This window comes from Allocoleopsis sp. (genome assembly GCF_036703385.1).
Lineage (GTDB): Bacteria > Cyanobacteriota > Cyanobacteriia > Cyanobacteriales > Coleofasciculaceae > Allocoleopsis.
Genome location: NZ_DATNPA010000506.1, coordinates 1 through 11,584, shown reverse-complemented (window position 1 = coordinate 11,584; position 11,584 = coordinate 1). Strand labels below are relative to the sequence as shown.

The 11,584-nt window shown below is 47.1% G+C and carries 14 protein-coding genes, 1 tRNA gene and 1 pseudogene; 7 read left to right on the top strand and 9 right to left on the bottom strand.

Features of this window, described 5'->3' with window-relative positions:
- The coding region (locus V6C93_RS24795; protein ID WP_333479341.1) for a sensor histidine kinase at positions 1-1,797 on the bottom strand (1,797 nt) is incomplete at its 3' end.
- 149 nt (positions 1,798-1,946) lie between these two features.
- A complete protein-coding gene (locus V6C93_RS24790) occupies positions 1,947-2,090 on the bottom strand; it encodes a hypothetical protein (protein ID WP_333479340.1) in 144 nt (47 codons plus the stop codon).
- A gap of 165 nt (positions 2,091-2,255) precedes the next feature.
- Between V6C93_RS24790 and V6C93_RS24785 the strand changes: the two genes are divergently transcribed.
- Positions 2,256-3,410 (top strand): sulfate ABC transporter substrate-binding protein, encoded by a 1,155-nt coding sequence (locus V6C93_RS24785; RefSeq protein WP_333479339.1) that lies wholly within the window; start codon positions 2,256-2,258, stop codon positions 3,408-3,410.
- An 18-nt stretch (positions 3,411-3,428) separates the two neighbouring features.
- On the opposite strand, the gene rbsK is transcribed toward V6C93_RS24785, so the two are convergent.
- Both rbsK and V6C93_RS24775 read right to left on the bottom strand, forming a co-directional pair.
- Complete coding sequence (rbsK, locus tag V6C93_RS24780) at positions 3,429-4,361, bottom strand: ribokinase (protein ID WP_333479338.1); 933 nt, start codon at positions 4,359-4,361, stop codon at positions 3,429-3,431.
- Positions 4,358-4,894, bottom strand: coding sequence for a PadR family transcriptional regulator (locus V6C93_RS24775; RefSeq protein ID WP_333479337.1), 537 nt, complete (start codon positions 4,892-4,894; stop codon positions 4,358-4,360). The genes rbsK and V6C93_RS24775 overlap by 4 nt, the downstream gene beginning before the upstream one ends.
- Before the next feature lie 209 nt (positions 4,895-5,103).
- On the opposite strand from V6C93_RS24775, the gene V6C93_RS24770 reads away from it, so the two are divergent.
- Complete coding sequence (locus tag V6C93_RS24770) at positions 5,104-5,265, top strand: hypothetical protein (protein WP_333479342.1); 162 nt, start codon at positions 5,104-5,106, stop codon at positions 5,263-5,265.
- Between the two features lie 78 nt (positions 5,266-5,343).
- Here the strand turns inward: V6C93_RS24770 and V6C93_RS24765 are convergent, their stop codons facing one another.
- From V6C93_RS24765 to V6C93_RS24755, 3 genes are all read right to left on the bottom strand, one after another.
- Positions 5,344-6,438, bottom strand: coding sequence for a phosphotransacetylase family protein (locus V6C93_RS24765; RefSeq protein WP_333479336.1), 1,095 nt, complete (start codon positions 6,436-6,438; stop codon positions 5,344-5,346).
- A gap of 35 nt (positions 6,439-6,473) precedes the next feature.
- On the bottom strand, positions 6,474-6,848 hold the full coding sequence (ebsA, locus tag V6C93_RS24760) for a type IV pilus biogenesis protein EbsA (protein WP_333479335.1): 375 nt from the start codon (positions 6,846-6,848) through the stop codon (positions 6,474-6,476).
- A 255-nt stretch (positions 6,849-7,103) separates the two neighbouring features.
- Entirely contained in the window at positions 7,104-7,232 is a 129-nt protein-coding gene (locus V6C93_RS24755) for a hypothetical protein (protein ID WP_333479334.1), read from the bottom strand.
- A gap of 177 nt (positions 7,233-7,409) precedes the next feature.
- On the opposite strand from V6C93_RS24755, the gene V6C93_RS24750 reads away from it, so the two are divergent.
- From V6C93_RS24750 to V6C93_RS24740, 3 genes are all read left to right on the top strand, one after another.
- Entirely contained in the window at positions 7,410-7,856 is a 447-nt protein-coding gene (locus V6C93_RS24750) for a ubiquinol-cytochrome c reductase iron-sulfur subunit (RefSeq protein ID WP_333479333.1), read from the top strand.
- A gap of 180 nt (positions 7,857-8,036) precedes the next feature.
- Positions 8,037-8,477: a thioesterase family protein gene (locus V6C93_RS24745; RefSeq protein ID WP_333479332.1), complete on the top strand. Its 441-nt coding sequence runs from the start codon at positions 8,037-8,039 to the stop codon at positions 8,475-8,477.
- 193 nt (positions 8,478-8,670) lie between these two features.
- On the top strand, positions 8,671-9,039 hold the full coding sequence (locus tag V6C93_RS24740; protein WP_333479331.1) for a hypothetical protein: 369 nt from the start codon (positions 8,671-8,673) through the stop codon (positions 9,037-9,039).
- Positions 9,040-9,475: 436 nt separating this feature from the next.
- Here the strand turns inward: V6C93_RS24740 and V6C93_RS24735 are convergent.
- A tRNA-Thr gene (locus tag V6C93_RS24735) sits at positions 9,476-9,547 on the bottom strand.
- Between the two features lie 163 nt (positions 9,548-9,710).
- On the opposite strand from V6C93_RS24735, the gene V6C93_RS24730 reads away from it, so the two are divergent.
- A complete protein-coding gene (locus V6C93_RS24730) occupies positions 9,711-10,019 on the top strand; it encodes a DUF3493 domain-containing protein (protein ID WP_333479330.1) in 309 nt (102 codons plus the stop codon).
- 226 nt (positions 10,020-10,245) lie between these two features.
- On the top strand, positions 10,246-10,992 hold the full coding sequence (locus V6C93_RS24725) for an FHA domain-containing protein (protein ID WP_333479329.1): 747 nt from the start codon (positions 10,246-10,248) through the stop codon (positions 10,990-10,992).
- Positions 10,993-11,110: 118 nt separating this feature from the next.
- On the opposite strand, the pseudogene V6C93_RS24720 reads toward V6C93_RS24725, so the two are convergent.
- A pseudogene (locus V6C93_RS24720) lies at positions 11,111-11,584 on the bottom strand (DNA recombination/repair protein RecA); the annotation flags it as partial.

Sequence of the window (11,584 nt, the reverse complement as noted above, 5' to 3'; positions counted from 1 at the left end):
ATTTCCCGCACAACTGACTAACTGAGCCGATACTTCCACACGTCCAATATCGCTAAACTTAATCGCATTCCCGATCAGATTTTGAAAAATTTGTTGTAAGCGATTTTCATCAGCCAGAACTGGAGGCAAGTCTGAGGAAATCGCGTTTATCAGTTGCAAATTTTTTTGACGAACTAAGGGCTTGCTGAGAGTCAGTACAACTTCCGCAATCTCTCGTAAGGCTATGGGTTTTAATTGCAGTGCGATCGTCTGGTGCCTGAGTTTGGAAAAATCCAGAATATCGTTGACCAAGTTAGCCAACCGCCGACCACTGGTAACAATCATCGCTAGATTGGAAACTGTGGCTGGCGGCAACCTTCCAGTTGCACCTTCTATCAGCGATTCTGCAATGCCAATAATTCCATTCAAGGGTGTGCGGAGTTCATGGGATGTGTTGGCTAAAAATTCATCCTTAAGTTTGTCAGTTTTTTGTAGAGCTTCCTTCGCTTTTTTGAGTCTCGCCTCACGAGCATAGACCTCGTCAGCCATCGCATTGAACGAATGGGCTAGCCGTCCTAGTTCATCTTGCCTTGTAGTATCCAGGTGAATGTTGAAATCTCCGGCAGCAATTTGCTCGGTGGCAACCATTAATTTTTTGAGTGGAGTGGCAACCTGTTGGCGTAGAACAAAAAATAAGACAATAACCTCAACGAGCAAAGAGATGCCCCCTAAAATCAAGACAAACCGGGCATTTTCAAAGGCTACTCCTGACAAGATTGACTTGGGAAAAACGGTAATAAAGTACCAGTCAGGAACGCTGAGTTTGGCAACGGCTAGATACTCTTTATCTTTGGTATTTTCAACCACAACCTGACCGGGTTTAAGATTGTTTACTAACTGAAAAATCCGGGTCAGATGGGGGTCTCCAGACTGGAGGATGTCAAATTTACCGTTCTTGTCCTTGATTTTATCCATCTTGTTGGGATGGGCAATCAAGCGACCGTCTGCCCGAAAGATGATGTTATAGGTACCTGGAAGGCGGTCTTGCAATGTTCGATCCAACAGTTCATTGAGAACAATATCGTGCCCTAAGGTGGCGATTTGTTTGCCTGCTCGATCAACAGGGGTTTCACAGGAAACAATCCAGTTTCTAGCGACCTTGTCGTAATAGAGTCCGGTACACATGGTCTGACGGCTTGGATTATGCTCCTGATCGGCAATCCAGAAGTACTCCTCATCCGGGATGTACAGATCGGCAGTGGCATTATCAGCCCAAGGAACTTCGGGCCAGTACATGACGACCATGTTTTCCGGGGCGTTGATGTAGGTATTCTGAAAGCGGCTACGCCAGGAAGGGCCATAGGACGAGACCAGGTTATAAAAGGTGAGGACGCGGCGGCGAATCTCTGCGTTGAGCTGTAGGTTTTTGCCAATGTAAACCCCAGGTTGGCGGCTGCGATCGAAGCCTTGGGATCGATTGCGGATTGCGCCATCCTGCGATCGCACAAACAATCGATTGAATTCTGCTTGGGGGTCTTTGTTGCCCAATTCATCCAGTCTGCGCCTGAGTTCCTGATCCAGCACAGCATGGTTGTCTTCTACCAAGGTAAAAATGTTGCTTTCCCGTTGCCCCCGTTCCACACTATATTTTTCTAGCTGTTTGAGGGTCTGGTTTTCCAGAATCGACATCAAATGCAGGTAGCTGAGGCTTGTAGACCCCACGATGACTAGGGCAATCCTCACCGCCATCTTGAGCAACGTTTCACGGGTAATCGAGCCTTTCGGTTTGGCGATGAGTTTGCTTTTGAATAGTGACATGGGATTCATTCTCCTTTCTCCAGCCAGAAGAGTGAAACACCAACGGCGGGCGTTCTCTGTAGCGCTGCGGTTGGATCTGGATGAATTAACAAACGGTACATCTTGATATAAAAGGTCTACAAATTTTTTGGTAGCGGGTAACAGGATTACTACCGAGTCAATAGAGTGTGCGATCGCGTGTGATTGGGCGGTACAGTTGGCGGAACGTCTCCGTCTCCATCAGGAAAAGGCGATCGCAACAGGTAGATGCATAATTTAGCGACAACCTGGTCACTGTTTGCTGTTTGATGCACCTTGACGGTTGCCTCATGAAAAGCTGTGTCAGCATTCAGTAAGGTTTAGCAGCACAAATATACACTATCTTTATCGGATTAAAGTAGTTTGTATTGAAATTTAGCAACCACACAGGAGTGTTTTTGGCTATGTCGTCTCGTCAGCCACAACAGAGGAAGTCATGGATGAAAGCGCTCAAGTTTTGCATAGTGGATATCCTAAATCTGCGATTTCGGTTAATTCGACCCTGGAAGCGATCGGCAACTTATACCTTTGCACTTCTACTGTTTGCCAGCATCAGTCTGTGTATCCTCAGCTCAGCCTGTGTGAAGAATACTGTTTCGCCTACTACAACCCCCACACCCCAGACACAACTGGCCAACCAGAAGATTAAACCTATCGAAATTAGCATCGTTTCCTTTGCTGTGACCAGAGCCGCTTACACAGAAATTATTCCTCTGTTTAAAGAGAAATGGCAGCGGGAGCATAAGCAGGAGGTTAGATTTCGACATAGCTTTGCTGGCTCTAGTACCCAAACCCGTGCTGTGATTAATGGACTTCCAACGGATGTGGTACATCTGGCACTGGCACCAGATGTTAGCGAAATCCAGAAAGCTGGGTTAATCCAGCCTGGATGGGAGAAGAAAGTACCAAATAACGGCATTGTGACTCGTACCGTGGGCGCACTCGTTACTCGTGCCGGAAACCCTAAACACCTTCGCACTTGGTCTGATCTAGCCAAGCCGGGAGTGTCGGTAATGACAGCCGATCCTAAAACATCGGGGATAGCCCGTTGGAATTTCCTCGCGTTCTGGGGTTCAGTCACCCAAACTGGAGGAACTGAAGCACAAGCCTTGAAGTTTGTGACCAAGGTTTTCCAGAATGTTCAGGTGTTAGCCAAAGATGCGAGGGAAGCGACAGATATGTTTCTGCGGCAGAATCAGGGAGATGTGCTGATCAACTATGAAACTGAGCTAATTTTAGCGGCTCAAGAGGGTTTAGCCAAAGATGCCTTCGTCATTATTCCCGAAGTCAATATTTCCATCGATAATGCGATCGCAGTCGTTGATAAGTATGTTGATCGCAGAGGAACTCGCGAAGTCGCGGAGGAATTTGTGCAATTCCTCTATACCCCTGAAGCTCAACGTGCATTTGCCAAAGTAGGATTTCGACCTTTAGATTCAGCAGTGGCTCAAGAGTTCTCCAATAAGTTTCCCCCCGTCAGTAAGCTGTTTACAGTGGAGGCATTTGGGGGATGGAACGCCATCCATGAGAAGTTTTTTAAGAATGGTGGAGTGTTCGATCAAATCCAGGCAAATCTCCACGTTACACGCCGTTGAAACTAAATTGACAAACCACTAGTTTGCTCCTAAACCCCGTTCTCTGAGAAACGCCTCGAACGTCTTTCGATCAGGTAAAGAAGGCTGCGCCCCCGCTTTCATGGCTGAAAGTGCCCCCGATGCTGCCCCCCACACTACAGCTTCTCGCAACGGACGCCCTTGGGCTAGAGCTACTGCCAGCGCACCATTGAAGGCATCACCGGCCGCTACCGTATCCACCGCTTGGACTGAGAAGGCTGGAACGAAGAAGGTTTCCTCAGCAGTGGCACACAAGACGCCGCGATCGCCCAGTTTCACGATCGCACTACCCACACCTCGTTGCCTGAGTACAGCTGACGCTTGAGCAGCTGCCTCTTCTCCATCTACAGGAAAACCCACCAGTTGAGACGCTTCCAACTGATTGGGCGTAATAATATCTACAAGGGGATAAAGCTCTGCTGGGATAGTTTGTGCTGGTGCTGGGTCAAGAATCACGGGTACCCCTGCGGAGTGCGCTGCTTGCGCCGCTAACTGCACGACTGGCATGGGAATCTCAAGCTGCATCAGCAAAGCCGCTGCTCCTGGTAAGCGATCGCCCAGACGTTCCACATCGGTTTTATTGAGTCGCCCATTGGCACCCGCAATAATGATGATGTTGTTTTCACCCGCATCATCTACAGTAATCACAGCAACGCCAGAACTCGTTGTTTCGTCTACCAAAACACCATCTGTCTGAACACCTGCTGTCTGTAAATCCGCTAATAGCTGACGCCCAAACTCATCACCCCCCACACACCCCACGATTTGAGTTGGAATGCCCAACCTTGCCGCTGCTACGGCTTGATTCGCCCCTTTTCCGCCCCCAGCTGTAAAAAAGTTGTACCCTGTGATAGTTTCTCCGGCAGCTGGCAACCGAGGGGTTTTGGTCACCAAATCCATGTTAATGCTGCCGAAGACGATAATTGGTTTCATTCTGCTTCTAGAAGTTCAATCGCTTCGTTACACCAAGCCATCCAATCCGTCTCGTAACCGATGCCTTTGCGGAGAGTTAGGTAACGAAACTTGTCGGGTTGGGAGAGGGATTGAGGAGATTGAAAGTATCGCTGCTCTATCTCCTGGTAAGTTCTTAATTGTTCCTGGTGACGCTGGTGGTGACGCTGTAATTCTTCCAAAATTGTCGCTTTGGGAGCAAGATAGCCAGCAAAGATTTTGACTAATAAATCGTCTTTAATCGGAGTTGGTTCGCCCGGTTGAACCATCCAATCAATTAGCTGTTGCTTTCCAAGTTCTGTAACGCTGTAGAGTTTTTTATCGGGGCGGCTTTCTTGGGCAATAACCTCGGCACTAATCCAGCCTTGTTCTTCCAGTTTAGTTAGTTCCCGATAAATTTGCTGGTGAGTGGCTTTCCAGAAGAAGCCCACGGAAGACTCAAACCGCTTACCCAGGTCATAGCCACTCGCGGGGCGTTCAATCAGGGATACTAATATCGCGTGCGCGATCGCCATAACTCTAACTACTCGAAAATGCAACTTTTTGAGTATACATGTTGCCTTTGGGGAATTGGGTATTGATAATCAGTAAGCGGCTTTTCATTCCACTACCGATTACCGATTGATTACCCATGCCCTATCCTAACGTGGGGTCTGGGGAGCTATAGGACTCCGACTTCAACGAAGTAAGTCGGAGGTACATGGACTCCCCAGGTAAAAAGTAGGTGTTACTCGCTGCGCTGCGTCCGCTGTGCGCTAAAAGCGCCCCGCTTCGCTATCGTGATTTGCACTTCTACCAAAAAGAGCAGATTAAGCGAGTTCGTGTTGTGCGTCGGGCAGATGGATACTACGTTCAGTTTTCCATCGACCAAGAACGCAAAGAGTAAGGTTGCTCGACGAGCCAGGAAACCCCGTCAGTGATGATGGGAATTCCCACCCTCAGCGCAAGCAGGGTGGGGAGGATGTCAAGAATGTGCTGACACAGCTGGTTCCAAGCCAAGCTGATTCATTAAACGGTCTATGTCAAAGTGCTGAGCCATCAGCTGCTGAATACACTGCACTTTAATCGGTTCGTGGAGGCGTACCTGACCAAAAGCTTGGTCAATAATCTCCACTGTGGTGAGTGTGTCCAAGTCAACCGATAAAACAGGGATTTCTAACTCTTCTGCACGGCTGATGATAAAGGGTTGGGGGGGTATGTGACCAGTGAGAATCAGGCATTGGGTCGAGGTTTCTAGCGCTGCCATCTGGATGTCTGCGCGATCGCCTCCCGTGACTACTGCCATATTATTTCGTTTACGGAAATACCCTAAAGCAGCGTTAACATTCATTGCCCCGATTGTCAAGCTTTCTACCATCAAATCCAAGCGATCGGAACGACAAAGCACTTCTGCTTGCAACTGATGTGCTAATTCCCGAACGCTGACACTGCGCAGTAGCTGACTTCTGGGTAACATACCCAATACAGGAATATCCTGGCGTTCTAGAAAAGGCCGCACGGTTGATTCTGCCATTGCCAGTTGCTCGGCAGGAATATCGTTAATCACAACTCCCAGCAAGTGCTTACCTAGGCGTTCTTTAGCCGACAACAGAGACTCCACTATCAAAACCGAGTGAAACCGAGCCACTAGCAAGACAGAAGCGTCAATTTCTTGAGCCACTTCCAGCAGGGATAGGTCAAACAAACTTCCTTCACTCAGGGTTCCTGGCCCCTCCAACACCATTAAATCGCCGCTTGGTTCTTGGAGATACTGCTTTAGAGATTGACGGTAATTGGTTGAGTCCTCTCCCCGCAAGCGTTTTTGAATGGCCTCAGCGTCCAAAGAGAGCAGGGGGGAGCATACCCGCTTTTGCGGCAAATTGAGTACTTCCGGGATAAACCGGACATCTTCTTCCATTCCATTCGGGCAATCATCTTTCAGACAGGTTCCTAGTGGTTTTCCATAGGCGATGTCTAGCCCTTTTTCCTTGAGCTGATGGGCAACGCCCAAGATTGTTGCTGACTTACCGCAGTAAGCTTCTGTTGACCCAACCAGCAAATATTTAGCGGATTTTGCCACCCCTTTTGCCTCTCCTCATCAGTTTCAAGTGGTGCTTACTCGTCAATGCGTAGCAGCTTGCGATAGAATGCCTGAGAAAAATCTGACAGGCGCGATCGCTTGAAATTCATAATTACTTCAATTAAGTAATTGATAAACTCAGAATTTGCCATAGTTACTTCGTAACTGAGGTCGGCATTGCCATCAAACTGTAATCGGCAGCGCGTCAGTTCCGAAGGAAGCTTGGAGACGAACCAGGTAGCAACGAAGGGGATGCTCTCACCGCCTTCTATGCGGCGTTGACCTTCTAGAGACCCCTGTTGATAAAGGCTAATAGCTAAAGGTAAGACGTTGCGCTTTGCACCCTGATAGTAGGGCATGTAAACACCAACGGCTGCTTTGTCGGCAGGCTGAAGTTTTTCGATGGACATACGCGAATCTTTACTAAACGTCCGTTAAGGAGAGCGTGCTGGATGATCACTGACCGTCAAGTCCAGTGAGAGTAAACGGATTAGGCTAAGGGCATTAGTGCAGGAAAACTACTCATTTTGGTAATTGTATGTTTTCTCCTCTAGGGGGTAATATTCCCATTTAAGCATTTGGGCTGGGTAGAATCCTGTAGGATCGAGTTTAGCTCTAATCGAGTTGGCTTAGAAATTGGTTTCCAGGGGAGCGAATAGCTAACGTCACGACGACTCTCGACGCTTAGACGCTACGGCTCGCTTTGCTAATATCGCACCATGCTCCGCAAACGCTAACGTCGCTAACGGTGCTACCGTTGGTGCATCCTCTCCGAAAGCAGAAGGCGATCGCAAAATCGCTCCCTTTTACAGCAATGGGTCATTCAGCTATTGTGAACTTGAGTTGAGAAGAGAATGATAAGACTGACGTTGGGCTTGAACACTTCTAAAGTAATGACAGATCAGGGGAAACGAAGGTAACTTCCTCCCCTTGCTCAAGAGAGTTTTTCAACAAACAACTAATAACTATCTATGAACCGTCGTGAGTTTTTGATGTGGGTGGGGATTGGTGGTCTTGCCAGTTCCTTGCCAGTTGCGATCGCTGCTTGTTCTCCCCAAACTGAAAAGTCGGAAACTTCTGCGATGCCCAAAAGAACTGATGGGTTTCAGGCCATTGGCACTGTTACGGAATTAAAACAAAAAGGCCAAATGCTGAAAAAGGATTTTGCTGGGGGGCCAGTGCTTGTCATCAGCAACCCAGGTAACACAAAAACGATTACAGCGGTAAATCCTACCTGTACACACAAAGGCTGTACAGTAGACTGGAAAGCAGCCAAGAATGCCTTTGTCTGCCCCTGCCACAAGGCTGAATTTAGCCCTGCTGGCAAAGTTCTCAAAGGGCCAGCCAAGAAACCCCTGCCCACTTACAACGCAAAGATTGAAGGGGATGCAGTTTTGGTGAAGGCAAGCTCAAGATAATCCTGCTGTTGTTGCAAACTACACGGGGATTGCTACTATCTAGTACAAGATTACTGTAGGGGCACGACATGTCGTGCCCTTAAATTATCCTTTGCGATCGCTCTGGCAGAAAAGTTGGCTGACATCAAAGTTTTAGTAGTCTTTTAGTGGCTCACCTACACTTAATAGACGATTAGTTAAATGACGCACAAGTTTATCACCAGACTACGGGTCAGATATCACGAGATGGACGCCCTCGGACACGTTAACAATGCAGTTTATCAGCATTATTTAGAGCAGGCAGCGATCGAGCATTCAGAGTTTCTTGGGTTCGGTCCCAAGCGTTACGAAGAATTGGCTGGAGTGTTCGTGATGCGACGGATAGACATAGAGTATCTTCGTCCCGCTGTAGCTGGTGATACTCTGGAAGTTACAACTTGGCTGCAACAGATGCGGGGGCCGCGTGCCGTTCGGTGTTACGAAATTCGCAAACAAGGCGAAGAGCAATTGCTAGTGACAGCTGAAGCTTTGTGGGTTTGGGTGGATACAAAAGCCATGCGTCCGCGAGCAATTCCTCAGCAAGTTCTGGATGCATTTGAAGCAGCAATTCAACCAGAAGTTGCGAACCAAACACTCTCGTAGTTAGCCTTCCCAGTTTCGGTAATAATCTGTAACTATTGATACGACCTGAATGTATCTTTGGGAAGAAGGGACTATTGCTGCCACAACCTTAGGATTTTGTTGAGTGCTGTGCATAAGATTGAGCATCTTATCACAGTACTGGTAATCATTTTGCTTACGAATTCACAGTTTTACAAAAAATCAGGAGGTTTACATGCAGCGGATTTTTTCTGCGATTGGGACAAGTTTGGTTAAGCGCTTTTTGATCTTCGGGTTCATGTGTTTGCTGAGCGTGTCAGGTCTATGTATTTTTGCTAATCAACCTGCTTTAGCCAACCAACCATTACAGTCACAGGCCAAAATTGGTCGCGCCTCCACGATGAGTGAAGCAACAGGGGTTCGAGAAGAGCAGCGGCAAGAGGCTTATGAAGAAGCGACAGAAGCAGTTAGTAGCGACCCCAAACAAGGTCTAGAGAAGATTTACGAAGAAGATTTGCAGGAATACAAAGAAGAAAATCCTAACGAGGGCAGTTTATTAGAAGGAGCCAAAGAGCTGGTTGATAAAGTAACTGGCAAGGAATAAATCGAGAGTATTCCGGTTGGTGAATTTATAGAGGGGAGCTTCCCGAATTTGTCAATTCACATTTGTCACCCCCCTTAATCCCCCTTATCAAAGGGGGAAATCATTTTATTTCCTCCCCTTAATAAGGGAAGGCGTCGGGTGGGGTTTGATCTTTAGGCAAAAACGAGATGTTCCCTTTATACAGTGGGTATCTTGCTCAACTGAAATCAAAAGAGGAAGCAAGATGCTTCCTCTTTATTTATATTTATTTTTGTTAAATGGGGATTGACTCATAAGAGTTATTCAGTTATGTCAACTCGTATATCATGTCCGCTAAGAAAGCCACATTATTCGGGAGTTTGTAGTGAGCGCTTCAGCGCTCACTACAAACACGTTTTTATAGACTTCCTAGCGTTAAGGATTCCCAGGATATGCTGGCACACCTCAAAACTCCAAAAGCCGATGGGCGGATTTGAACCGCCGACCGTTCGATTACGAATCGAATGCTCTACCACTGAGCTACACCGGCACCGATAGACTAATATAGCAAGCTTTCTCAAGAATATTCAAATTTTGGCTTAAAATTTTGGCGGATGCTCACTTGGTAGGTCTTTGAGCCAGTTCTTGTTTTTAGCAGAAAAAGTCCCCTCCGTCATGTCACCATTGATATATGAAGGAAAAATTTACAACTGATGGCAAACTCAACACCCAAAAATCGTAATCCAAGTCGTAAAATTAACCCAGGACAGCTCAGTCCAGAAAAATATGCAAAATTAAAAGCAGAGGCAAAAGCTCCTTACCGGGTCTTAAGGCAATTTATTTACTTGGCTTTTGGAGCTTCGGGCTTTATTGGTGCCTTTGTGTTCCTGGCACAATTAGCTGCTGGTCATGAAGTTACCACCGCTCTTCCTAACCTGGCTCTACAAATTGGTGTCGTCGCTCTGATGGTTTGGCTGTTTCGCCTTGATCGACCGACGGAACGTAAACCTAGAGCAGATTAACTCTAATAATTATGCTGATTCTTTTAGGGGTAGAGGCGCTCTGAGCTAGAAAGTTTAAGCTTTATGGGGATTAAATCACGGATTGTTAGATGTCGATGAAAGGCAGACAGTGATATGGTATGACTGACTGATTACCCTGTATAGTTTCACTAGCAAACAACGACCTCCTTTCTCTCAAATTCCCGGCTCTGTAGATACTCTACCTCTGTCGAGTTCATCCGAAACTATGGAAATCGAACAGCGACTAGGTCTATATCAGGTTTTTCTCAAGCTCTACGAGCATCATCGCACTCTGCTTGATGAAATTCTCCAGCTTGAAAAAACCAGTAGTCAAAGTCTTTCAAGCATCCCAACCCGATGTATCACTGGTGTCATTCAGGGTGAACAAGTCTATTTGGTCACCAACTTGGCAGATGGGAAAACTCAGATTCTACTACAGCCTCAAGGAATTTGGACGATCGGACGCGATCGCCAACTCTGCATACCCATTGCGGATCGACGGTTATCTCGACGACATGCCGTGATTCAGTATATTAAGAACGAGGGTTTTTATCTGGTTGACCTCGACAGCACCAATGGTTCTTTTATCAATGGTGAACCGGTTAATGGTCGTATGCCCATTAAAGATGGCGATCGCATTCGACTGAGTAACCTAGCCTTTTCCTTCTTCCTTTGTAACGACACCCACACGTTAGACGAAACTCCCCCAGATGTTCTGGCGAAACTGGAAGCCTCAACCGTGATACCGACTCCGGTGACCCCAAAAGCATCAACCGCGCCAGTACGAGATCAAGGCTCAAAGACACCACCCCCTGGTTCCAAAGAGCAAACCTCAGAATTTTTTCCAGAAGAATTCAATCTGGAAGACTTAGCACCAGACGTTGCGATACCTCAGTTAAGCCCTTCACAGCAGTCGGAAATCTTAGACCGCTTTTTCAGCCGACAAATTCAGAAAGTCACCGACCATAACTAAAGAGGAGTTAAAGGTTGTGAGGCTGAAGCGTTAGTAGGTTGACAAGTTACCAGCCAGATTGATTAGCTCTAACCTACAACCTGCAACCTCCTAACCTTCAACCCTTTAACCCATCAAATTAAACTTCATCAAACAGCTCGTCTTCCTCCTCAATCTCAACAGGAGAGACGGAGTTCGCTTGAACAACGGCTCCCATATCCAGCTTCTCGCGCACTTGTTTGTCAACATTCGCGGCAAACTCAGCATTCTCTTCCAGATACTTGACAGTGTTATCGCGACCTTGGGCAATATTGTCACCGTTGTAGCTGTACCAAGCTCCTTTACGAGTAATAACGCCAGTTTGCTCAGCTAAGTCAACCAAACATCCCAACCGAGAAATCCCACTGCCAAAGATAATGTCAAACTCGGCAATGCGGAAAGGAGGTGCAACTTTATTCTTCGCCACCTTTACTTTGGCACGGATACCGTATTCGCCTTCACTCCCCTTCTTCAGGGTTTGAATCCGACGAATGTCTAGACGAACTGAAGCATAGAATTTGAGGGCATTACCACCGGTTGTCACTTCTGGGCTACCATAGGTGACGCCAATTTT